The organism is Virgibacillus sp. Bac330, assembly GCF_003667845.1.
Classification (GTDB): domain Bacteria; phylum Bacillota; class Bacilli; order Bacillales; family Amphibacillaceae; genus Virgibacillus; species Virgibacillus chiguensis.
Genome location: NZ_CP033048.1, coordinates 3,576,500 through 3,600,919, shown reverse-complemented (window position 1 = coordinate 3,600,919; position 24,420 = coordinate 3,576,500). Strand labels below are relative to the sequence as shown.

Here is a 24,420-nt window from a genome sequence, read left to right as displayed (position 1 = left end):
AAAATTACTAAGTTATTTAGCCACGTCCGGATCCAGCACCCAGCAACTAGGCAACTCCACGAAATCGCTCACCGCACGGGAAAAAACGCTCACTAATGTACGGAAATCGCTCACCGAACGAGAAAAAACGCTCGCTCAAGTATGGAAATCGCTCATTGCACGGGAAAAAAAGCTCGCTCAAGTATGGAAATCGCTCACCGCACGAGAAAAAAAGCTCGCTCAAGTATGGAAATCGCTCACCGCACGAGAAAAAAAGCTCGCTCATGTACGGAAATCGCTCACCGCACGGGAAAAAAAGCTCGTTCATGTACGGAAATCGCTCATCGCACGGGAAAAAACGCTCTCTCAAGTACGGAAATCGCTCACCGCACGGGAAAAAACGCTCACTAATGTACGGAAATCGCTCACCGCACGAGAAAAAACGCTCGCTCAAGTATGGAAATCGCTCATTGCACGGGAAAAAAAGCTCGCTCAAGTATGGAAATCGCTCACCGCACGAGAAAAAAAGCTCGCTCAAGTATGGAAATCGCTCACCGCACGAGAAAAAAAGCTCGCTCATGTACGGAAATCGCTCACCGCACGGGAAAAAAAGCTCGTTCATGTACGGAAATCGCTCATTGCACGGGAAAAAAGCTCGCTCAAGTATGGAAATCGCTCACTGTACGGGAAAAAAAGCTCTCTCAAGTACGGAAATCGCTCACCGCACGGGAAAAACGCTCGCTCAAGTACGGAAATCGCTCACCGCACGGAAAAAAACGCTCACTCATGCATGGAAATCGCTCACTGCACGGAAAAATTCGCTCACTCATGCATGGAAATCGCTCACTGCACGAGAAAAAACGCTCGCTCAAGTATGGAAATCGCTCACTGCACGGGAAAAACGCTCGCTCAAGTATGGAAATCGCTCACTGCACGGAAAAATTCGCTCACTCAAGTATGGAAATCGCCCACTGCACGGGAAAAAAGCTCGCTCAAGTATGGAAATCGCCCACCGCACGAGAAAAAACGCTCGCTCAAGTATGGAAATCGCTCACCGCACGAGAAAAACGCTCGCTCAAGTACGGAAATCGCTCACCGCACGGGAAAAAAGCTCGCTCATGTACGGAAATCGCTCACCGCACGAGAAAATTCGCTCGCTCAAGTACGGAAATCGCTCACTGCACGGGAAAAACGCTCGCTCAAGTATGAAAATCGAAAAATTCGCTCTCTCATATATGGAAATCGCTCACTGCACGGGAAAAAACGCTCTCTCATATATGGAAATCGCTCACTGCGCCGGAAGAACCGTTCGTCAACTTACAAGGCAAAATCAGAAGCTGGCGACGAGTCCATACAGGCGTTCTGTTTTGTCATTGTTTTTGTTTCACGAAGAAACTGCATATAGCACCAACATTGGCACCAACTAATATAGAAATAGAGAACATGCCTATCCCTAGACCTTCCCATCTACCAACAGTAAATATATTGAACAAAAGCATAAGAAAACTAACGAAACATATTAAGGTTGTTAGTAAAAAGAGGACAGTGCGACGTATATAACGAGCTAAAACAATAATGATCGTTGCCGTTATAATACCAGCGAGGATAATAGGCCACCAAGCTTCCAGTATATTCCTGTACATAGCTGCATTCCTCCTATACTCAGCATGTATATTTCTGCTTGCCGAAGCATGTATACATTTGTTTAAATGGTGCTATTTATACATGTGCATGCATGATTACAAGTTGACATGGGGATCTCTGCTTGCAGATCTGATAGCAAAAACAAAAAGCCAGCGTACAAGGGATGGCTGACAGAACAAGGATATCTTGCTTCCCGCTCCAAGTAAAGTTGTAATATACACTGGAAATCATTAGCATGTATACCTGCTAAATTCAACCTGTCCTCCATAGGGATAATGTAACGATTTATTTGTTATAATTATAATTTTTAGTGCTTTGCATAATAGACCAGCATCAGTTTAGCTTATGAGCATGCCGAGCTGCATATGCATGGAGGGAAAAGTATGGAGAAGAAAAAAGTTCGCGGGAGGAAACGCAAATGCAACATGATGATTAGAAGAATGGAGGTACAGACATTAGTGTTTCCATTACAATTTCACAGATGAAATTGCCGGTTGCCGAAAATTTTATCAATGCTAGTAAACTCCCCAATAAAGTAAAAACAATGTGTATGCAAATGCTTTTGGGTAGAGAAAAACATCTTATGGAATTAAAGCCCAATAATAAAGAAAAATACGGGTAGTGGTGCTGGTCAATCTATCAAGTTTATGGGGTTCAGAAATCATTGTATTTAAAGGTAATACCTATTTTACTCCTTTATACTAGAGAAAATCAGGCAACGTAAAATCGTTACCTGATTAACCTTCTGCCTCTTTTTTTACTGCTTTTTTCGACATCGTTTTTTTATCGTGGTTACCAAGCAGTACATTTTTGGCTTTAATTCTATTTTTACGGTTGCTTAATACATATAAGGTATCATCTTCTAAAATGACGGTGTCACCGGTAGGCGTTATAATTTGCTTATCACGAATAATGCCAATAATCAATGTGTCATCAGGTAGTTCAATCTCATTTAATGTTTGATGGATAGCAGGTGACTTAGAGAAAATATGCACTTCCATAATCTCTGCTTCCGTATTACCCAAATGGATTAATTCCATGGTTGGTTTAGTTGGATCATTTTTTTCACCTGTAAATCCAAGCTTTGAAGCGAGCCAAGACAATGTGCTACCTTGTACGAGTGCGGATATAAGGACAACGAAAAAGACAGCATTAAAAATGAGATCGCTATTCTCCACCCTGGCAATAACTGGATACGTTGCTAATACGATAGGTACGGCACCTTTAAGACCAGCCCAAGAAATAAACAATCGCTCTTTCATATTATATTTCATAAAAAACATTGAAATAAAAACAGCAATAGGTCGAGCGATAAACATAAGAATAAGGGTTAACAGCACGCCTTGCCAAAATATGGCAGGTAATGCCTGTGGGAAAACGAGCAAACCGAGCAAAATAAACATAAGAATTTGCATCATCCAAGCAAAACCTTCACTGAATCGTAAAATGGAAAAACGATACATCAGGTCACTATTTCCGACAAATACAGCCATGACATATACTGCAAGTAACCCACTTCCCCCAAAGAAATCCGCGAAAAAATAAGTCGCGGTAGCCATCCCAATTGCAAGTGCCGGATATAGTCCAGAGGTATCCAGATTAATGTTATTAATGATAAGGACAGTAAGTTTTCCGAGTAACAGCCCAAGCAGGAGTCCTAAACCCATTTGTAAAAAGAAACTGCCGATCGTAGTCCAAATAGATGCGTCAGGAACCTGAATTAATTCAATAAACGCAACCGTTAGAAATACAGCCATCGGATCATTTGACCCTGATTCAGCTTCTAGTGTGGAAGTCAGCTTTGCTTTTATGTTTTTATTGCCAAGTACGGAAAAAACAGCAGCTGCATCTGTTGAGCCAACGATAGCCCCAAACAGCATGCCTTCTAGTACAGTAAGGTCGAGGATGTACATGGCAGCAAATCCGGTTACAACGGTTGTTAATAAAACACCTAACGTTGCAAGTGATCCGGCTGCACCGAGAACAGGTCGAATCTGCTCCCATTTTGTTTGCGTACCACCTTCGAATAAAATGATAATTAACGCCATAATCCCGATAAGTTGCATAAGTTGCGCATTTTCAAAGAAGATAAATTCATTTAGTCCCATCCCGATTACGAGGAAAAGAACGAGAGCGGGAAGTCCAAGTTTAGAGGAGAATTTCGTTGCCAAAACGCCGACAATGAGCATAGCAGAAAATAAAAAAATAAGCATTTGCAATGATAAGTCCATGTTGAACAATCCTTCCAAAAAGAACAATCTACGTCTATTATATCGTTTTTACCCTAGTTTGAACAAAAATGAGCGCTTGAAATAGAAATAAAAGTTATAGGGTAGAGGGGAGGATAAAAGAAAAAGTTACGAGTAAAGACGCATTTCGTATATAAAAGCCGTATGTATAATTTTAAGGAATAGACTAAAATTAAGACGGAACTACAACGTTTAGCTATTAAGAGGAGGGTTCTCAATTGGCAGATAAGCAACGACAATTTAAAGAAACGAAAAATCATGGTGAGCATCGCAATGGGCGAAAAAGTCCTTATAAAAATAGTCGTACACATGGTAGTGGGCAGCCAGATGAATATGTTACAGATAGAAAAAAATAATATAGTTTATGCAAGACAAATACACGTGTGTAGCTATCTATGATGTTAGCTAAAAGCATATAAGATGCTGTAAAAAGAAATCTAACAGAAACGAGCGTGTTTCTTTAGAGCGAAATGAGCTCCTTTTGTGCTTAAAATATGCACAGAAAGAAACTTCTTTCGTCCGTATTTAATATGGTACTAAAAGCCCTGACTTTCACCAACACAAAATTGAAGAGAGAGATGAAGTTCTCTTATTATATGAAGTATCGAAATATTATTGCAAATAACGACATAATGGCTTACAATTTAATTGTGAACAACTTCACCAAAAAGGAGGAAGGCATAAAATGAAAGCACTTACTTATTTTGGGCCAGGAAAGAAAGATTTTATCGACAAACCAAAGCCAAAGGTAGACAAAGCAACAGACGCATTAATTAGAGTGTCGAAAACAACGATTTGTGGTACAGATTTGCATATCTTAAAAGGTGATGTTCCAGCGGTAACAGAAGGTAGAATTTTGGGACATGAAGGTGTAGGTGTTGTTGAAGAAGTTGGCGAAGGTGTGAAAAACTTTAAAAAAGGGGATAAAGTTATTATCTCTTGTGTCACTTCTTGTGGGAAATGTGAAAATTGTAAGCGCGCGCTTTATGCGCATTGTGAAGATGGAGGCTGGATTTTAGGTCACCTCATTGATGGAACGCAAGCTGAATATGTACGTATTCCGCATGCAGATAATAGCTTATATCATATTCCTGATGGTGCAGATGAAGAAGCGTTAGTCATGTTAAGTGATATCCTTCCGACTGGATTTGAAATTGGTGTACTTTACGGGCAGGTACAGCCTGGACAAACTGTAGTAATTATCGGAGCTGGCCCAGTCGGTATGGCAGCTTTGCTTACTGCGCAATTTTATTCGCCAGCAGAAATTATTATGGTGGATTTAGACGATCATCGTCTGGAAGTTGCTAAGAAATTTGGCGCTACAAAAACGGTTAATAGCTCAGATGGAAAAGCAGTAGAAAAAATTATGGATTTAACAGATGGAAAAGGTGTAGATGTGGCAATGGAAGTTGTAGGTATACCCGCTACGTTTGAAATCTGCCAACAAATTATTAAACCTGGAGGTGCCATCCCAGTATTAGGAGTGCACGGTAAAGCTGTTGATTTCCATCTTGAAAAATTGTGGATTAAAAACATTCGTTTAACGACAGGTTTAGTAAGCACGAGCACTACGCCAATGCTGTTAAAAACGGTGCAATCAAATAAATTACAGCCAGCAAAACTGATAACACATCGTTTTACGTTTGACGAGATGTTAAAAGCATATGAAGTATTTGAGAATTCAGCGAAAACAGAAGCATTAAAATTAATTATTTCCAATGAATAAATGGATAGAAAAGGGTCAAGCGACTTGCTTGGCCTTTTTCAATAGATAATAAAGTATAAAATTTGATGGTGCTATGGCGTAACCAAATAACCAAATGAGCCCAATCCGGACCCAGCGCCAACAACTAGGCGATTGCACTCCATTGCTCTAAGCTTCATCATCGGTTCGTTCTAAATAGGAAGGCCGACTAAAAACGGGCTTCCGGACGGCGCCGGCATACTCCTGTTGCAGGAACATTTCCTACAACTTTCGTTGATTCGTTCCACTCGCTACGTTGGTAAGCGGGCGTCCCGAGCCTTTGTTCTTCAAATCATACTTACAAGAGTGGCATCTTTATAGGACTATATACCATTCGTTTACATGATTAAAAAGCCAAGTGGTGTTAAAAGGTTGTGTACAATAAATAAACGTATCTACAGAGAATTAGCTAATTTTCTGTATAATGTCTATTTCTTTATGAATGGAGTTATCTTTTAGGGAAGACAATAAGGCGACATTTTCCCCCAAATGTCACCAATTTTTTACATTCAATTAACATTTGGTTGCTATAATGAAGTAAAATAGGTATAAAGTAGGGGGATTTTCGTTGCGTATACAGAAACCAATTTGGTTCACGCGTTTTTTTTCATTTACAAAAAGTATGCAAACAAAATTTAGCTTGTGGAGTAGATTACTCATCCTGTTTATTGTGTTATTACTTCTTTCTGTCATGGCTGTAGGTGTTAGTTCATACATACAAGCAAAGAAAATGACCACATCAGCAATTGAAAATCGGCTAGAACGTGAAACCGAATTAATGGGTTACATTGCAGAGAATCTAAAATTTTTGTATGTCAGTGATGATACGTATTTTCATCAGCAATTGAATGCAAATGTTAGAGAGCAAAAAAATAAGCTAGCTAAAGAAGGGATACCGTCAGAATATTTTTACGTACAGTCTGGAGAAGTTGTTCCCCTTCAGGAAAGTGAGGGAGAGCTTCCGCCAATATCGAATGCATTGGTAAATGAATTAGTAGAACAAAAGGATGGTCTATTACATAAGACCATTGACGGAAAACAATATACGTTAACGTTTCAAGAAATGAAAGAGGTAAAAGGATTATATGTGTTGGTTGTCCCTACTTCTTCGTATATGGGGCCAGTAAAAGGAATGGCTATGGATACAATGATTATAAGTCTGATTAGTGCCGTTATTGCCAGTATTGTCATTGCCTTGTTTGTCCGTAGCTTAACAAAACCACTTAGTGTATTACGAGAAACGATGCGAGAGGTACGTTCGGGGGAAATGAAAGAACCGAAGCAGTTGCAAACGACGTTGCCAGAGTTCATTTCGCTACATAAGAGTTATACGACAATGATTCATTTTATGCGCAATTTGCTTAAAAATATGAAAGAAACAACGAATGATTTAAATGAGGCTGGATTAGAATTACAAGCGTCAGCTGCAGAAAGTTTAGATTCTGGTGAGCAATTAAAGCAAGCCATTCACGTCGTTAAGGATGGTGCTGATCAGACGGCGGCAAGCTCAGAAGAAAGTATGACGCGTTTCCATGATATGAAGGAAAATGTGGAACGGACAATAGCACAAATGGAACAATCGTATCAAAGCTCACAAGCGATGAACAAATCAGCAGAAACGGGCGAACAGCAGATTAAGAAGTTAATGGATACCATTATTTCCTACGAGGTCGATTTTACCCAATTGACAAACACGATACATCATGTTCGTAATAATTCTAAAGCAATTACAAAATTAGTAGATATCATTCAAAAGATTGCTGAGCAGACGAAATTATTGGCATTAAATGCAGGTATTGAAGCAGCTCGTGCAGGAGAATCTGGAAAAGGGTTCACTGTTGTTGCTAAAGAAGTTCGTAAGCTAGCAGAGCAGTCTTCTGAGGCGGCTGTGGAGATAACGACTACCATCAATCGTATGGAAGAGAATACTACATCTGCTGTGAAGGAATTTGATCATATGCTTACGAAAACGAATGCAACATTATCCATGTCAAAAGCGGCAAAAACATCATTTGATAACTTACTGTATGAAATTGAACAGGTTGGAAACCAATTTCATAGGATGAAAGAAGAAGTACAAGCAGTAGGGTCTGTATTACCGCAACTAGAGCAGGCAACGCTCAACTATGCTTCTGTAGCCCAAGAAAATCTGGCAAGTGCAGAGCAAATGCTTACTACGAGTGATGCGCAAATAACACAATTGAAAACAAACCAAGAAGTAGGGGAGCGTTTAACAGCTATAGCCGAAGACCTCTCACAACATACAAAGCAATTTCATATTGAATAAAACGTAAAAATCCTGATCCATTTCGGAACAGGATTTTTTCTTTTTGCACTATAGGGAAGTATAAAATGTTTAAAGGTTTATAGTATAAGAAAAACTATTATAATCGGTGAAGATGAAAGCCCCCCAATGATGGAAGAAGCCATTTTTCCTTCATTTTAACCAAAGCGACCGGAAATATAGTCTTCCGTTCTGTTGTCTGATGGGTTCGTAAAGATTTTATCTGTTTCATCATATTCCACCACTTCACCATTTAGGAAAAATGCTGTACGGTCGGAAATACGTGCAGCCTGCTGCATGTTATGAGTAACAATAACAATAGAATAATCTCTTTTCAACTCTTGAATGAGCTCTTCTACACGTAGCGTAGATTTTGGGTCAAGTGCTGAAGTCGGCTCATCCATTAAGATAACATCAGGTTCAATCGCTAAACAACGGGCAATACAAATCCGTTGTTGCTGCCCGCCAGAAAGACCATAGGCATTTTCTTTTAAACGGTCTTTTACTTCTTCCCAAATGGAAGCACCACGTAAGCTTTTTTCTACAATTTCATCAAGAATTTTTTTGTTGCGAATACCATGGATTTTTGGCCCATAGGCAATATTTTCATAGATGGATTTAGGAAAAGGATTTGGTTTTTGAAATACCATGCCAACTTTTGTACGTAAATCCTCTACTTTAAATGATTTATCTAAAATGCTCTTATCTTTATACGTAATGACACCAGAAGTTTTAACGCTTGGTACAAGTTCTACCATACGGTTTAACGTTTTTAAATACGTAGACTTTCCACACCCAGATGGACCAATAATTGCCGTTACTTCTTTCTCGTAGATAGACAAATTAATGTCTTTTAGTGCATGTGTATCGCCATACCATAAGTTTAAATCTTTCGTATCGTACACAACTTTTTTATGCACGTTCTGTTTCGTTGTCGCTGCTACTTCTGAAGTGGCTTCTTCCTCTGAAATTACCTGTCGCTTCACTTTGATATTGGGCTTCGTTAACGTAGCCATTTCATTCACTCCTTTTTACTACTAAAAAGTATAAAATTTTAGAATTCGTAAGCATCATGAAAACCGAGTTTTTTAACAAGATAGGAAAGTATAAGAAAAAGAAAGGCTTTTGCCATAAGACTTGGAGACAAGCCAAGTTTTTCTAAAAACGCTTTTGGAACTTATTGCGAATAAAAATTGCTGTTGCATTTAACAGAAACAGTAATACGAGCAAAATAATAATCGTTGCCGCAGCTAAGTTGGCATATTCTTCAACTAAAGAAGAGTCAATCGTCCAATAATAAATTTGCATTGGGAGTACCGTGAATTTATCCATAATTCCACCCGGGAAAGGGATAAGTAAAGCAGGTATACCGATAACAACAAGCGGTGCTGTTTCGCCAATTGCTCGAGATAAAGACAATATCGACCCTGTTAAAATACCGGGTAATGCTGCAGGGAGAATGATATTTTTAACCGTTTGCCATTTCGTAGCTCCCATGCCATAAGATGCTTCACTTAAGTGTTGCGGTACGGATCGAATGGATTCTTGTGAAGCGACGATGATAATCGGAAGGACAAGTAATGACATGGTTAGTCCACCAGCCAATACGACGTTTCCGAAATCAAGGGCACGGACAAAGATAGTCATTCCGAGAATTCCATAAACAATAGATGGAACACCGGCTAAATTAGCGATGTTTGTTTGAATAAAACCTTGAAAGCGTCCTTTTTTTGCATACAATTCCAAATAGATAGCTGTCCCAACGCCAAGTATTAGCGTAACTGGAATGACGACGAGCATGAGCCAAAATGTTCCTAAGATAGCCCCCATAATACCAGCGCGATCAGGGGAAGTAGATAACTTATTCGTTAAAAAATCCATATTAATCCAGCTGGCACCTTGCATGATGACACGAAAAATTAATACAGCTAAAACAATTAAGCCAAAAATTGTTGCGAGAAAAAATACAGATTTAAGGATATTGTTTTTAATCAGACGACTGTTCATGTTTTTTTGGACTTGATTCGTATCGACATATTTCATTTAATATTCCTCCCTGAACTTACGAGAGACATATCTTGCAAGTAGGTTCATAAGCAGTGTGAATACAAATAACGTCATAGCAACTGCGTATAAGCTGAAATAAATCGTTGATCCAGCTGGCGCTTCACCGCCAGAAACTTCGACAATATATGCAGTCATTGTTTGCATAGATTGTGTAATATCGAAGGTGAAGTTTTTCGAACTTCCGCTAGCTATGGTTACAATCATTGTTTCGCCAATCGCACGTGAAATACCAAGGACAAAGGATGCAATAATTCCAGAAAGCGCAGCAGGAATGACGACGCGAAAAGTAACTTCTAACTTTGTTGCTCCTAATGCGAGCGCACCTTCACGCATAGCGCTGGGAACAGATGTCATCGCATCTTCTGAGAGTGATGCAATCATAGGAATAATCATGACACCCATGACGAGTCCAGGGCTTAAAATATTTGTCGCTTCTACACTTGGAAAAACCTCACGAATAAGCGGTGTAACAAATGTAAAGGCAAAGAAACCATAAACGATGGTAGGAATTCCAGCAAGAATTTCTAACATTGGTTTTAATGTTCTTCTTACTCGTTCTGAGGCATATTCACTTAAGAAAACAGCTGTCATAATACCAATTGGTCCAGCAACGAGCATGGCAATAATAGAAGAAATGATGGTGCCGTTAATAAGTGGTAGTACACCAAATTCTGGGTTTTGACTTAAAGGTTTTAAGGCGGTTCCTGTAAAGAAATCCATAACGGGAACACGTTTAAAAAATTCAATCGTTTCTATTAATAATGTATAAACAATTCCAATGGTCGTGAAGATAGAAACTGCTGCAATCAAGAATAGGAGGATAGGAATGACCTTTTCTGTTATGCTTGTTAGGTTTTTCCCGTTTTTCTTCTTCGCAATCATGTCTTGAATACTTGGTTTGTCTTGATTGTCTATCTTGTTGTCCAGTGCCATTAGGGGGCCCCCTTTCTAGAGCAAAAACTCACAAGAAGATGAGAGCGTACATTGCCCTCATCTTCAGGTAGTCAAATAATGGTTTAATTGGATAGGTGTTTTTATTATGACAGTCTTGTGAGATTAAGAGCGAAACCATAAGGAGAAATGTTATCTCTCCTTATGGTTGTCGTGCATTATTTTAGTGCTTCTAATTCACTTACTAAAGTTTTTGCTTCTTCTTCAGGAATTGGCGCAAAGCCAGTTTCTCCAGCAAATTCATTTACGTTGTTCATAATATATAAAGCATAATCAAGTACTTGCGGCTTTTCTTTTGCATTATCAACGTTCAAGTAAGTAAATACTGGGCGAGTATAGCCAGCATAGTCACCATCTTCAGCAATCGTGTCTAGAGATGGCTCTACAGCACCATCACCAAAGTCAATGCTTACAGCTTGTACTTTATCTTTGTTGTTGTCATAGTATCCAAAACCGAAGAAACCAATGGCGTTTTTATCTTCAGCTACAAGTGTTACAAGTGTTGAGTAATCTTGTTGTAAGTTAATATCACTTACTAGATCTTGTTCTTCTAAAATATTTTCATAGAAAAACTCGTATGTTCCGTGGTTTTCGTTTGGTCCATAAGTTTGAATCTTTTCTTCTGGCCAATCAGGGTTTACATCTGACCAGTTTGTATATTCTCCAAGGAAAATCCCTTTGACTTGATCTTCCGTTAATTCTGTCGCCCAATCGTTGTCAGGGTGAGTAACAATTGTCAAACCGTCTAAAGCTACTTTTAATTCTTTGATTTCCATTCCAAGTTCTTCAGCTTTCGCTTTCTCTTCGTCTTTAATTACACGAGAAGCATCGTTAAAGTCTGTTCCATCTTCAGCTAGGAATTTTTCGAATCCTGCACTTGTACCAGCACGGCTAACTTCAACAGATACATCTGGTTTTTCTCCCATGTATTCTTCAGCAAGTTTAGCCATTAAAGGAAAAACCGTTCCAGATCCATCAATTACGACGCTGCCTTCTACTTTTTCAGATTCACTATCACCTTCTGAGCCAGTATTTTCAGATGATTCCTCTTCGTTATTGTCTTTGTTATCTCCTTCAGAATCCGATCCACATGCTGCAATTACTACTGCAAGAGCAGCGATTAGAAGGAACATAAGATACTTCTTGAACTTCATCAAAATTGCCTCCCCTATTTTGAGTAAATATAAAGTTGAGGTTTATCCCTCTCATTTGCTAGTATAGTAGGCAAGTGTTAAAAGAGTATGTTATGAATGTAAAGGTTTTGTAAATTTTTGTGGAATTCCTGTTTTTTTGAACGTAAAAAGAGATATAGAGGAATCTGTATAAAAACAGAGAAAGGTTAACGTAGCTTGATATATCAAGCTTTAAGTAGGAAAGAAGGTAAGGAATGCGCCATTGTAAAAAAACTATTTTCCTCTATATGAAAGATTTATTAACGAAATGTAAAAAAAAGTGGAGGGCTTAGTTATGGGGGCGACCCAGCAAATATATAATAAATTGTATCATTGTTACGGCTCGCAAGGATGGTGGCCTGCGGATACGGTGTTTGAAATGATGATAGGAGCAATTCTTGTTCAGCGAACAAATTGGAGTAATGTAGAGAAGGCGTTGTGTCAGCTCACCCCTTATTTATCACCAGAGCAATTAGAAGCGTTACCCATGGAAGAATTAGAGGTAGCAATTCGTTCAAGTGGTTTTTATAGACAAAAGGCAAAGCGAATAAAAGCTTTTCTTCATTGGTACAAAAAATATGATTATCAACTTGCTCATTTGCGACATGTAGAAACAGAAACGTTGCGAGCGGAGTTATTAAGTATACATGGTATTGGCGCTGAAACAGCTAATGTCTTATTACTTTACGCATTTCAACGTCCTGTTTTTGTTGTTGATGCTTATGCTCGTAGGATTTTTGCTCGATTTGGTTTGGACATGCCGGAAAAGGAGCAAGTGTTTCGGCTTCAGGTGGAGACGGAATGCGTATTAGATACAGAAGGCTTTAAGGAATTTCATGCTCTAATCGTGCAGCATGCGAAAGAGCATTGTAAAATGAAGCCGATTTGTTCAGGCTGTCCGTTGGTTGACGAATGTGAGCGAAGAGGTGTGTAGTTAGAAAGCCTTTTCACCCACTTGTTTATAGTATAAGCAAAACGACGGCGTTTTTCGTCTTAAAGATTTGGCGATAAGCCAAGTTTATCTACAGAGGCTTTTAGATAATGCTTTAGCGGTACTAACAATGAGTGGGGGAGACATAGATCCCCCGCTCATTTTTTATTTACCATACAATTTTTCGTTAACCATTTGATTCAACACATGATTAATACCAATTGTTTGGTCAACATCAATGACAAAAGCAATCCCTTTGCCGGCTGTATTTAATTCTGCTTCTTCTTCTATCGCTTTTAAAACAGCGTTTGTCTTATCTTTACTAATTAAAGTAAGGACGACCTCTTTCTCTGGTTCAATGAGAATATTAAACAGCTTTGCTTTTTCATGAATGCCAGTTCCTCGTCCGTTTAGAATGGTTCCACCTTCAGCGCCAGCTTTTTTAGAGGCGTCGACTACTTTTTCACTATTTCCTTTATTGACAATGGTAATAATTAGATCATACATGATTTTTTCTTCCATTTTTAGCTCCACATCTCCTTCGTGCGGTTCATTATCATTGTCTTCTAATCCCAATAGATGCTGTGTACCAGTAATTTTCTTTGTGTCAATGACAAATCCAATCCCTTGTCTTGGTTTGTTTAAATGGACGGAATCAATAATTTCCTGCATAACCTCGGGATAAATTTCTTCTTCAACGAGAGTTAGAATGATTTCCCTTTCTCGTTCAATGGGAATGCCGAGAAACCGTTCTTTCTCATTTGTTCGATAACCTCTTCCGAATAGAGTCGTTCCGCCGCGGGCCCCAGCTTCCTTGGAAGCACGTATGACCTTCTTCGCTTGTTCTTTTTTAACGATCGTAACGATGAGTTTTTGTTTCGGCTTCTTCATGGACATACTGCTCCTTCTCCTTTCTGCTATATAAGATACCTAATGTGAGAACAGATAAAATAGGAGCTAAAGCTACAAGTGCAACCATACCAAACCCATCAAGCAATGGATCTCGCCCCTCAGTAACGGAAGCAATCCCAACAAACATAGCTAGAATAAATGTTGCAGTCATTGGGCCTGTAGCAACCCCTCCGGAATCAAATGCAATCGATGTAAATGTTTTCGATGCGTATTTTACCATAACTAGCGCCAGAATATAACCAGGCAAGATAAAAAACCAAATCGAGAAACCAGCAAGAATACGAACCATGGACAAAGCAACAGATAAGCCAACCCCAATAGAAACCGTATAGAGTAGGACCTTCTCAGGTATGTATCCACTAGAAGCTTTTTCTACTTGTTGAATGAGTACACGTACTGCTGGCTCGGCATACGTGGCAAAAAAGCCGAGCACAAAGCCAATCGGGATCAAAATCCATGTATGATCAATGGAGCCGAGACTCTTTCCGAATTCTTCCCCAATCGGTAAAAATCCAATATGAACGCCTTGAAGGAAAAAAGAAAGTCCGAGAAATGTTAGTATAATCCCTAACGTAATATCTAGTAATTTACGCACGCCGAGTTTTAAGAAAAACAATTGAAAGATAGCAAATAATACAATTAACGGCAAAAGCGCGACGGCGACTTCACTCATTGTTTGTCCAAACCCTTGAAAGATTTTTATATTCATCCGTAAATCACTCCTAAAATTAACACCGAAAGAATAGGGCCAAGAGAAGCTAAAGCAATGAGACCAAAGCCGTCCTGAGATGCTGACCTTCCTCGTAAAACAGATGCGACCCCCACTCCGAGCGCCATAATAAACGGTACCGTTAATGGGCCAGTTGTAACGCCACCAGCGTCGAAGGAAATTGGTACAAAGCTAGAAGGGGTAAAAGCCGCTAAAATAAATATAAGTCCGTAACCGCCAGCAAGGATATATGTAATAGGTATGGAAAAAATAATCCGCATAAGTGATAAACCGACAAATATACCTACACCTAACGCTACTGCTAGGATAAGAACTGTTTTAGAAATTTCTCCGTTCGAAACTTGGTCCACCTGTGTAGATAAAACACGCACATCAGGCTCAGCAATCGTAACGACACTGCCTAATAAAACTCCAAAAAAGAGAATGAGCCATACCATTTTTGTTTTTGATAAGGCAGAGCCGATCATTTCACCAACAGGAAGCATGCCAATATTAACGCCTAATAGAAAAAGAATCAATCCTATTCCTACCATGAAAGCCCCAATTAAAAATTGTATGAATGTCTCTAGAGGCAACCATATGAGTGTGAACTGTAGAATGGTAATTACGATTGTAATCGGTAGAATGGACTGAACAACCTCAACAATCGTCTCTTTTATATTGTCCATTAACTTCCTCCTTCATGAGTGGATCTGTATTGGTGTGGACGTTTACATGTATGCTTTTTAACGACTAGTGATCTAGGTGATACAGGTGATTTGAATACAAAAGTATACTAACTATGTACGTGATTCGTATTGAATGTCTAATCCTTAAGGAAAGAAATGTTGTCCGGAGGGTTTTTATATGAAAGCCCGATTGATGGTGCTGTAAGACTTCGCTTAAATACTAGTTGAAATCGGTAGATAACCGTCCAACATCCCTTTGTTCCACTATGGGAATGAATAGAATTTATCGTATGCGAAAAAAATAGATTTTACCATAAAGACTTAGCAGTAAGCCAATCTTTGCTAAGGTTATTCGTGGGAATAAAAGCGTTTATTTTACATTAATAGGAAGTGAAAAATGTAAGGTTTATAGCTTTCGTCTATTAAGATTTTTCTATTATATATAAATTATACCATCATCATGAACTAGGAAAAATAAGAATGCATCGTAATTGTAAAAGTATTTCATAATAAACGCAAATCGCTATTGAATATTTATTCGTTATAGTGCATAATATTACAATAATAGATTATAAAAGGAGTGACCGTTTTGGGGAAAGAGAAGATTGTTTTAGCTTATTCTGGAGGGTTAGATACATCTGTAGCTGTCCGCTGGCTACAGGATAAATACAATTATGATGTAATAGCTGTTGCCCTTGATGTCGGGGAAGGGAAAGACCTTGAGTTTATTAAAAATAAAGCGTTACAAGTAGGCGCTGTGAAATCATATGTCATTGATGCTAAAGCTTTGTTTGCAAATGAATTTGTCCTTCCAGCACTGCAGTCGAATTTATTATATGAAGGAAAATATCCGTTAATTTCTGCTTTGTCACGCCCGCTTATTGCTAAGATCTTAGTTCATATTGCAAAAGAAGAAGGCGCTGTTGCAGTTGCGCATGGATGTACAGGAAAAGGAAATGATCAAGTACGGTTTGACGTTGCCTTTACGGCGTTAGATCCTAGTTTAGACATTGTCGCACCTGTAAGGGAATGGGCAATGTCAAGAGAAGAAGAAATTGCTTATGCGAAAGAACATCAAATCCCCGTACCCATTGATTTAGATAATCCGTTTAGTATTGACCAAAATCTTTGGGGGCGAAGTAATGAATGCGGTATTTTAGAAGACCCATGGGCGGAAGCGCCGAAAGAAGCGTATGATTTAACAACAGATCCAGAAGAAGCACCTGATAAGCCGCAGATTGTGGAAATTGCTTTTGAACAAGGAAAACCTGTCGCTATTGACGGAGAAAAATTATCATTAGAAGCACTTATTTTACAATTAAATCAAGTTGCAGGAAAGCATGGAGTTGGTAGAATTGATCATGTAGAGAACCGCCTTGTTGGTATTAAATCACGCGAGATATACGAAGCGCCAGCAGCAGTTACGTTAATTGCTGCACATCAAGAGTTGGAGGCGTTGACGCTAACGAGAGAGGTAGCTCAATTTAAACCGCTCATGGAGCAAAAACTAGCACAAGTGGTATATGATGGTCTTTGGTATTCACCTTTGACGAAAGCTTTAATAGCATTTATTACAGAAACACAGAAGGATGTTTCAGGCATCGTAAAGGTGAAGCTGTATAAGGGGCAGGCACAAGTAGTAGGTAGAAAATCGAAACAATCATTATACGATTTTGATTTGGCAACATATAATGCCGAAGATTCGTTTGATCATGAAGCAGCACTAGGGTTTATTAAATTATGGGGGCTTCCGACAAAAGTTCATGCAACCGTTAATCAAACGCATCGTTCTGTAGAAGAATCCGTTAAAGAAGCAATTTTAGACGTGAAAGAAAAAGAAAATTTACTGCTATAAAAGACGTTCAACAAAAATTCTAATCTCTAACTAAAAATGAAATAGGATGCATTGCCAAGGCAGAAAATGTTGCCTTGGCAATTTTGTTTCCGGTCTAGGAAATTACAAAATTTTGCAGCTGTGGATAAACTTATTAAGTTATTTAACCACGTCGGCTCCAGTGCCCAGCAACTAGGCGACTTCACTCCATTGCCCTAAGCTAAGTCATCATCGGTTCGTTCCTCACCGTCACTCCTTTATCTCAGTTAACACGCTCCACTCGCTACGTTGCTAACCGGGTGCTTGCGCCTTTGTTTCAGAGGTGTTGTAAGTCTTCCATTTCAAAAGTTGGAGATGTGAGCTAACAAGTTTAAGCAGGAGAAAAAGAAAAACGCTACTGTTTGAAGATGAACTGCAAAGATTTCATTAAATTTTACTTTTTACAGCGCTTACCGTAAATTTTTTGCGTTATAGAAGGCTATTCACTTACCAACGATAAAAAAATACTGCTATAATATAGGGTATTCGTTTTAAAATCGCAAGGAGGAAGGAAACGTGGAAAAAGTAGGAAAAATGATCGTGCATATTGTTTTACTGTATATCATTTTTCAATTTGGTAACTGGATACAACGCACGTTACATTTATTTATCCCAGGAAGTGTGATTGGGATGATGGTATTGTTTATATTATTAAGTACGAAACTGATTCGAGTCTCGTGGATTGAAGAAGGTGCCAATTACATTGTTGCTAATTTAGCCTTTTTTTTTATTCCTGTTACAGTAGGAATTATAGATTACTATGATTTGTTTTTAGGAAAAGGTGCTTTATTAATCTTGATTGTCTTAGTGAGCACCATGTTAGTAATGGGCGGTTCAGGCTTTTTTAGTCAGTGGCTAATGCGTAGAAAGGGATGGGAACATGAGTGAGTTTGTAATTGCTATCTCAGCTATTATTGGAACGTTTTTCATTTATCATCTTGCTCTAAGGATACACAGAACTTGGAGGTATTCTTTAACTGCCCCTGTTTTGGTAGCCACTATTCTCATCATCAGTGTTCTAATCATTTTTCGTATCCCTTATGAGACGTATATGGTTGGAGGAAAATGGATTAATGAATTACTCGGACCTGCAGTAGTTGCGCTTGCTTATCCATTATATAAATATAAAGATACATTAAAGCAGGTAGCTGCTCCTATATTAGCAGGTACGCTACTAGGCGGAGTTGTTGGAATAACTACAGGTCTATTGCTTGCCCAGTGGGCAGGTTTTGAGTCCGCGATCGTATATTCGTTAACGCCAAAATCAGTAACAACACCTGTGGCTATGGCTGTAACGGATACGATTGGTGGAGTAATGCCACTTGCTGCTATATTTGTTATGATTGCTGGTATTGGAGGTGTACTTATGCACCATTATGTATTTCGCTTATTTCAAGTCAACCATTATTTAGGAAGAGGTGTAGGCATGGGGAGTGCTTCTCATGCCATTGGTACAGCTACTTCTATGGAAGTAAGCCAATTAGAAGGAGCAGTCAGTACCATCTCTATGGTGATTAGTGCTGTAGTAGTGTCTATTATCACACCAAGTCTCGTACAGCTCATGATGTAACAATGAAATTGGACTTTGTGTAAGGTTAATTGATCAACGGGGAGGGCTCTCTCCCCGTTTTTTTATGGTATGGGAAATTATTGGAAATTAAAAAAATTGTAGCTGTGGATAAACTTACTAAGTTATTTAGCCACGCCCGGCGCAAGTGCCCAGCAAGTAGGCGACTTCACGAATTGCCCTACGATAAGATATCATCGGTTTGTACTAAATAGGAAGGTCGACTAAAGACGGGCTTGCTGGAAGGCGCCGGCATACTCCTGTTGCAGTGGCAAGATTCCTAAAACTGTAGTTGCATTCCACTCGCTACGTTGCTAAACCGGGCGCTTGCTCCTTTGTTCTACTATCGGAAAGTAAAAAGCTTAAAAGGTTTATCGTATAGAAAAACTACAGCTCTCACCATAGACTTGGCTAAAAGTTAAGTTCTTCTAATACTCCTTAGTTGCCACATCTATAAACTAAAAAACTCATTGTAGTTCTATCATCTAGTAAATTAGTGCCGCTTACTTAACCAAAGTACACCTGATTTTGCAATACGCGGTAATAGACCAGTCAATGGTTTCTGCATCATATTGCCAAAGCCATCTGATTTTCCAAGTGATCCTAAGGTTCCTTTTAATCTAATTTCTTTTGGTTTCTTCGGTTGTTTTCCTTGCAATACAGCTAATAACACTTCCGCTACGCGTTCGCCTTGTTGACCAGCAAGCTGACCGCTCGGTGAAAAGTCGGAAGAAGCGCAGTCACCTACTACGTAAATATTTGTATTCTCTGGAACTTGGAAATACTCATTGACAATAATTTTTTCTTGCTCATCTTTAGCAAATGGAAGCTCGCGTACTAAATAATTTGGTCTCACGCCGGCTGTCCAAATAGTAACGTCATTTACATAGCAAACACCATTATTGCAAACGCCATCTTTTTCGACATACTCTACATTTGCATGATGTAGTACGTCAACATCATTTGCAACAAACCATTCCGCTACATATTGTTGAATTTTAGGATCGAATGCTTTTAACACCGTTGCACCACGATCAAGTAAACGAATATTTAAGTCCGGTCTGCTCTCTCTAATTTCTGAGGCTACTTCGATACCACTTAATCCAGCACCTACAATAGACACCTTCCCATATGCTTTTAAATCACAAACAGCAACCCCTGTTTTTCTTGCATTAGAAAATGTCTGTACACTATGCGTGAACTGTTTGGCGCCTTCAATACCATGATAATTATCTTCGCAACCTAATCCGATGATAAGGTAATTATAATCGATAACCTCACTTTTATTGGAGAAAGTAATTGTTGCATTGGATGTATCCACTTTTTCTATTTCTCCATACACATAACGAACACGTTCATCGTCAGGAAAATGGAGGCGCACGTCTTTATCTGCAGACGTCCCAGCTGCAATTGTATAAAATTCTGTTTTCACAGAATGATAAGGATTCCTGTCGACAAGGGTAATTTCTACATCTTCTGGCAGCTGATGGTCAAGTAAACCTAATAGCGCTTTCAGACCGCCATATCCCCCGCCTAATATGACTAGTTTTTTCATGCCACAAAACCCCATCTCTACATTTTCTTTTGAATGATTATGAAACATAGCTCCAACTTATTATTTTAACGAAGGAAATTTATTTCAACAACCCCTTCTATGCTTATTCTAGCGAACATTATAACCAATGTCATCACTAGAAAACTTATAAGTTTATGTTTTAAAATTAGTAATTTTTCAAAAAATAATCTAAATTTCTAGTTACTATATGAAGCTGTGATATACTAGGCAGAAAGGAGGGGATGAAATGGAGGAACAGGCAATTCAAGATATTTATCCCGAAGATTATGCTTGGTGCTATGGGTGCGGAAGACTTAATGAATATGGGCTACAATTAAAAACAGTTTGGGATGGCGAACAAACGGTAACTACATATACTCCCCGTAAAGAACATACGGCGATTCCGGGGTTTGTATATGGGGGCTTACTTGCTTCATTAATTGACTGTCACGGTACTGGATCTGCTTCCATGGCGTTGCATAAAAAAAATGGGCATGTCATTGGGGATGGGGCAGAGCCACCTCGTTTTGTTACTGCTTCGTTGCATGTAGATTTTTTGAAACCAACGCCACATGGTACGCCACTGAAAGCAATTGGTATAGTAGAGGAAATCCATCCGAAAAAGTTTAAAGTTATGACAGAAGTTTATGCGGATAAAATTTGTTGTGCCAAGGCGGAAGTAGTCACAGTAGTTATGCCAGAAACATTTACATGATAAAAACCGTCACGAAGCATAGGTGGGAACCATTTCTTTATTTCTACGCAGCGTTTGATAGACAAAAGCTTTCATAATATAAAATAACTTTTGCCATAAACCAGCTGTAACGAATTGAAACAATGAATGACTTCGCAAAGGGGTATCTAGAAAAATGCAACGACTTACAACGAGTTCTTTATTGGATGTAATTGGGGAGTTGTTTTCTGATGAAGTTTCTATCGCTGTTACTTCGACGACAGAGTACATCTACTATCGTCCAAGCTTACGAGTTGATTTGAAAATTCGTCCCGGTGATCCAATTAAGGAAGGAACGCTAGCAGATAAAGCAATTGTCTCCGAACAAAAGGTATCCGAGTTTATTGATCGGCAAATATACGGTGTTCCTTACCATGGAATGGCTGTGCCATTTCACTATAATAATGAACTAGAAGGTTGTGTAATGGCGATTTACCCAGCCCTAACAGAAGGTAAGTCCGTTATTACAGTGAAGACATCAGATGGTTGGAAGCCGCTTTCGTTTCATGATGTCCTTTATTTGGAAGTAAAGGAAAGGAAGACATGGGTGGTTACGAAACAATTTACAGGTATACATCGAAAAGCACTTCAGGAATTTGAATATATGTTACCGAGGGAATATTTTATCCGGTGTCATCGGTCATTTATTGTGAACGTAAACCATATTACACATATCTATCCTGATACACATTCTACTTTTTTGTTAGCTATGGATAACGGGGATCAACTTCCTGTTAGTCAATCGTATTCCAGTTATTTCCGAAAATTATTAGGCTTTTAGGTCTGTGTTTTAAACCATATATATGCTGCTTTAATCCGAATCTATCTATTTCTGTCATAGATCCACAAATAAGAAAGCGCTTCATATAAAATAGATTGTATATTCTTAATAAAATGGAAAGGGGTCTAGGGATGGGGAGAAAATTGGATAGAATCGGCGATGCTCGTTTACATGATCGAGTAGTGACTGCGGAAGAAGCAGCATCTTGGATTCAAGATGGTATGACGCTAGGCTTAAGCGGCTTTACCCGGGCAGGGGATGTAAAAGCTGTGCCGACAGCGCTTATTCAACGAGTGGAAGCGGGTGAAAAACTGAAAGTCAATGTGTTTACAGGCGCCTCTTTAGGCTCTGATATTGACAAAATGATGGCAGATGCAGGTATTATTCATAAACGCTTGCCATTTCAGGCTGATCCGACGATGCGAAAAAAAATAAATGCCGGGGAACATTTGTTCGTTGACCATCATCTTTCACATACAGCGGAAATGGTAAGGGCAAATGTGTTAGAAAAGGTGGATTACGCCATTTTGGAAGCGATTTCTATAACGGATGACGGGCAGGTCATACCAACTACTTCGATTGGAAATTCGCTTGTCTTTGCGGAACATGCAAAGTCAATAATCATAGAAATCAATACGTCACAATCACCATTATTGGAAGGCGTGCATGATTTATATAGTCCGAATCAACAGGGGGAACGAGAGCCTATACCGCTCCAAAAAGTTGCAGATCGGATTGGAACAATTGGTATTCCGATTGATATAGAGAAGGTTCGAGGAATTGTATTTACAAACCAGCCAGATTCTCCATCAACGATTGTACAGCCAGATCATGAAACAGAAATAATGGCTAGTCATTTACTGGATTTTTTACGAAAAGAAATTGCCGAGGGGCGTTTAACAGAACAATTGGCACCTTTACAATCAGGAATTGGTTCCGTTGCAAATGCGGTGCTTCACGGTATGCTCCAGTCGGAATTTGAAGATTTAGAAGTGTATTCAGAAGTGTTGCAGGATGCTGTATTTGATTTAATAGATGCTGGAAAAGTAAGCGTTGCTTCTTGTTGCTCCATAACATTATCAGAGCAAAAAATGCAGGATGTTTTTAGCAGGTTTGATGCCTACCGTGATAAAATCATTATGCGTCCGCAAGAAATTTCCAATCATCCGGAAATTATTCGTCGTCTAGGTATTATTGCAATTAATACGGCTTTGGAAGCTGATATATACGGAAATGTAAATTCAACACATGTATGTGGAACGAAGATGATGAACGGAATTGGTGGCTCTGGTGATTTTGCTAGAAATGCAAGGTTAGCCATTTTTGTAACGAAATCCATTGCAAAAGCAGGCGATATTTCTAGTGTTGTGCCTTTTGTATCGCATGTAGATCATACAGAGCATGATGTGGATGTACTTGTTACGGAGCAAGGTTATGCAGATTTAAGAGGTTTAGCTCCGCGAGAGAGGGTTCCATTAATTATTGAACATTGCGCACATCCAATGTATAAAGAACAATTATGGGAATACTACAGGGATGCTTTACAAGGTGGGGGGCAGACACCGCATAATTTGGAAAAAGCGTTTAGTTGGCATATTAATTTTGCGAAAAATGGGACGATGCGTGAACTCATTGAACAAAAATAATTTTTCAATAAGCGCATGAAAACAAAGGGGTTTGAAATAATATAATTACAAGCTTCATTTCTTTATGAGAGAGATGAAGCTTTTTATTTGCGTTTAATTAAGAAGGTATGGAATATTAATTTTTAAACTTTTGCATATAGATTTGACTAAGCGGGTGAAGTGCAGCCATTTGCGTTTTGTAAAGCACAGTTAAGTGATGGAAGTAGTTCTTAAAATTTAGGTCCTATCGTTGTCATAGGAAATATAAGTCGTCTATGATGGAAGCTTTACTACATGGAGGTGAAAATATGCAATCATCAGCAGTGTTTCTTGACCGTGACGGTGTTATTAATGACGTGTTGTCAGATCGTGTTACGTTTGTTAATCAGCCAAAAGATTTTTTCCTGTTGCCTGGTGTTGGAGAAGCAATAAAACAGTTTAACATGCTCGATTATGCTGTATTTGTTGTAACCAATCAGGGTGGTATTGGCTTAGGTTATATGACGGAGGAGGACTTAACGAACGTTCATCAAAGAATGACAGAAGAATTGGCAATTCACGGTGCTGTAATTGACGCTGTTGCGTATTGTCCGCATAAGCCACATGCGGGATGTGCTTGCAGAAAGCCACATCCGACGATGATTGAACGATTAGCTAAGAAGTATCAGATTGATTTACCTACGAGTTATATGATTGGCGACCGCCATGTTGATATGGAAACAGGTAAAAAAGCTGGTGTAACTTCCATACTTGTCGGGGGAAGAGAAGAGGATATGCGAGATGCGGATATGGTTTTTCCCGATTTATCCTATGTTGCTACTTATTTAACTGGATTTCAGGTCAGATATAAAGGAAAAAAGGCAAGTTCTGCACGGAATGAATTGAAAAAGTAAAACACATCAAACCTTTTTAAGCATGTATAAAAAGAGGCAACCTCATTTATCAGGGATCGAGG

22 protein-coding genes and 1 pseudogene are annotated in these 24,420 nt (G+C 39.0%); 13 read left to right on the top strand and 10 right to left on the bottom strand.

Features of this window, described 5'->3' with window-relative positions; genetic code table 11:
- The first annotated feature begins 95 nt into the window (after positions 1–95).
- Positions 96–1,406, top strand: coding sequence for a hypothetical protein (locus tag D9780_RS21230; protein WP_162985913.1), 1,311 nt, complete (start codon positions 96–98; stop codon positions 1,404–1,406).
- Here D9780_RS21230 and D9780_RS21705 read toward each other — a convergent pair.
- Positions 1,350–1,622 (bottom strand): YesK family protein, encoded by a 273-nt coding sequence (locus D9780_RS21705; protein ID WP_121640874.1) that lies wholly within the window; start codon positions 1,620–1,622, stop codon positions 1,350–1,352. The genes D9780_RS21230 and D9780_RS21705 overlap by 57 nt on opposite strands.
- Before the next feature lie 482 nt (positions 1,623–2,104).
- On the opposite strand from D9780_RS21705, the pseudogene D9780_RS21700 reads away from it, so the two are divergent.
- Positions 2,105–2,328: pseudogene (locus tag D9780_RS21700) on the top strand (DUF3916 domain-containing protein).
- 32 nt (positions 2,329–2,360) lie between these two features.
- On the opposite strand, the gene D9780_RS16700 reads toward D9780_RS21700, so the two are convergent.
- Positions 2,361–3,854: a potassium/proton antiporter gene (locus D9780_RS16700; RefSeq protein WP_121640872.1), complete on the bottom strand. Its 1,494-nt coding sequence runs from the start codon at positions 3,852–3,854 to the stop codon at positions 2,361–2,363.
- A 236-nt stretch (positions 3,855–4,090) separates the two neighbouring features.
- On the opposite strand from D9780_RS16700, the gene D9780_RS21225 reads away from it, so the two are divergent.
- From D9780_RS21225 to D9780_RS16690, 3 genes are all read left to right on the top strand, one after another.
- Positions 4,091–4,228, top strand: a complete 138-nt coding sequence (locus D9780_RS21225; RefSeq protein ID WP_162985912.1) for a hypothetical protein — start codon at positions 4,091–4,093, stop codon at positions 4,226–4,228.
- Positions 4,229–4,557: 329 nt separating this feature from the next.
- Positions 4,558–5,598, top strand: coding sequence for a zinc-dependent alcohol dehydrogenase family protein (locus tag D9780_RS16695; protein WP_121640871.1), 1,041 nt, complete (start codon positions 4,558–4,560; stop codon positions 5,596–5,598).
- Positions 5,599–6,184: 586 nt separating this feature from the next.
- Entirely contained in the window at positions 6,185–7,903 is a 1,719-nt protein-coding gene (locus D9780_RS16690) for a methyl-accepting chemotaxis protein (RefSeq protein WP_121640870.1), read from the top strand.
- Between the two features lie 155 nt (positions 7,904–8,058).
- Here the strand turns inward: D9780_RS16690 and pstB are convergent, their stop codons facing one another.
- From pstB to D9780_RS16670, 4 genes are all read right to left on the bottom strand, one after another.
- Positions 8,059–8,916, bottom strand: a complete 858-nt coding sequence (gene pstB / locus D9780_RS16685) for a phosphate ABC transporter ATP-binding protein PstB (protein ID WP_121640869.1) — start codon at positions 8,914–8,916, stop codon at positions 8,059–8,061.
- Between the two features lie 142 nt (positions 8,917–9,058).
- The gene (gene pstA, locus D9780_RS16680) at positions 9,059–9,943 is read right to left on the bottom strand and encodes a phosphate ABC transporter permease PstA (RefSeq protein ID WP_073006730.1); all 885 of its coding nucleotides are present in this window, start codon (positions 9,941–9,943) and stop codon (positions 9,059–9,061) included.
- Positions 9,944–10,849: a phosphate ABC transporter permease subunit PstC gene (gene pstC, locus D9780_RS16675; protein WP_371413751.1), complete on the bottom strand. Its 906-nt coding sequence runs from the start codon at positions 10,847–10,849 to the stop codon at positions 9,944–9,946.
- Between the two features lie 227 nt (positions 10,850–11,076).
- On the bottom strand, positions 11,077–12,072 hold the full coding sequence (locus D9780_RS16670) for a PstS family phosphate ABC transporter substrate-binding protein (RefSeq protein WP_121640867.1): 996 nt from the start codon (positions 12,070–12,072) through the stop codon (positions 11,077–11,079).
- A gap of 313 nt (positions 12,073–12,385) precedes the next feature.
- Here D9780_RS16670 and D9780_RS16665 point away from each other — a divergent pair, with 313 nt between their 5' ends.
- Positions 12,386–13,024, top strand: a complete 639-nt coding sequence (locus tag D9780_RS16665; RefSeq protein WP_073006735.1) for an endonuclease III domain-containing protein — start codon at positions 12,386–12,388, stop codon at positions 13,022–13,024.
- 162 nt (positions 13,025–13,186) lie between these two features.
- Here D9780_RS16665 and D9780_RS16660 read toward each other — a convergent pair whose 3' ends face one another.
- The 3 genes from D9780_RS16660 to D9780_RS16650 are packed head-to-tail and all read right to left on the bottom strand — an operon-like array spanning position 13,187 to position 15,331.
- Complete coding sequence (locus D9780_RS16660; RefSeq protein ID WP_240458717.1) at positions 13,187–13,912, bottom strand: P-II family nitrogen regulator; 726 nt, start codon at positions 13,910–13,912, stop codon at positions 13,187–13,189.
- Complete coding sequence (locus D9780_RS16655) at positions 13,872–14,642, bottom strand: DUF1538 domain-containing protein (protein ID WP_073006738.1); 771 nt, start codon at positions 14,640–14,642, stop codon at positions 13,872–13,874. The genes D9780_RS16660 and D9780_RS16655 overlap by 41 nt, the downstream gene beginning before the upstream one ends.
- Positions 14,639–15,331 (bottom strand): DUF1538 domain-containing protein, encoded by a 693-nt coding sequence (locus D9780_RS16650; protein WP_121640865.1) that lies wholly within the window; start codon positions 15,329–15,331, stop codon positions 14,639–14,641. The genes D9780_RS16655 and D9780_RS16650 overlap by 4 nt, the downstream gene beginning before the upstream one ends.
- A gap of 589 nt (positions 15,332–15,920) precedes the next feature.
- On the opposite strand from D9780_RS16650, the gene D9780_RS16645 reads away from it, so the two are divergent.
- The 3 genes from D9780_RS16645 (at position 15,921) to D9780_RS16635 (ending at position 18,774) form a co-directional block, all read left to right on the top strand.
- Entirely contained in the window at positions 15,921–17,186 is a 1,266-nt protein-coding gene (locus tag D9780_RS16645) for an argininosuccinate synthase (protein ID WP_073006742.1), read from the top strand.
- A 534-nt stretch (positions 17,187–17,720) separates the two neighbouring features.
- On the top strand, positions 17,721–18,092 hold the full coding sequence (locus D9780_RS16640; RefSeq protein ID WP_240458716.1) for a CidA/LrgA family protein: 372 nt from the start codon (positions 17,721–17,723) through the stop codon (positions 18,090–18,092).
- Complete coding sequence (locus tag D9780_RS16635; protein ID WP_116277919.1) at positions 18,085–18,774, top strand: LrgB family protein; 690 nt, start codon at positions 18,085–18,087, stop codon at positions 18,772–18,774. The genes D9780_RS16640 and D9780_RS16635 overlap by 8 nt, the downstream gene beginning before the upstream one ends.
- Positions 18,775–19,264: 490 nt before the next feature.
- Here D9780_RS16635 and D9780_RS16630 read toward each other — a convergent pair whose 3' ends face one another.
- Entirely contained in the window at positions 19,265–20,326 is a 1,062-nt protein-coding gene (locus D9780_RS16630; protein ID WP_073006745.1) for an NAD(P)/FAD-dependent oxidoreductase, read from the bottom strand.
- Positions 20,327–20,573: 247 nt separating this feature from the next.
- Between D9780_RS16630 and D9780_RS16625 the strand changes: the two genes are divergently transcribed.
- The 4 genes from D9780_RS16625 to D9780_RS16610 all read left to right on the top strand — a co-directional run bounded on the left by D9780_RS16625 (position 20,574) and on the right by D9780_RS16610 (position 24,358).
- A complete protein-coding gene (locus D9780_RS16625) occupies positions 20,574–21,041 on the top strand; it encodes a PaaI family thioesterase (RefSeq protein WP_073006747.1) in 468 nt (155 codons plus the stop codon).
- Between the two features lie 154 nt (positions 21,042–21,195).
- A complete protein-coding gene (locus D9780_RS16620) occupies positions 21,196–21,840 on the top strand; it encodes a LytTR family DNA-binding domain-containing protein (protein WP_073006749.1) in 645 nt (214 codons plus the stop codon).
- A 131-nt stretch (positions 21,841–21,971) separates the two neighbouring features.
- Positions 21,972–23,486: a succinyl-CoA:acetate CoA-transferase ScpC gene (locus D9780_RS16615; protein ID WP_121640864.1), complete on the top strand. Its 1,515-nt coding sequence runs from the start codon at positions 21,972–21,974 to the stop codon at positions 23,484–23,486.
- Between the two features lie 287 nt (positions 23,487–23,773).
- Positions 23,774–24,358, top strand: a complete 585-nt coding sequence (locus tag D9780_RS16610; protein WP_116277923.1) for a D-glycero-alpha-D-manno-heptose-1,7-bisphosphate 7-phosphatase — start codon at positions 23,774–23,776, stop codon at positions 24,356–24,358.
- Positions 24,359–24,420 lie beyond the last annotated feature (62 nt).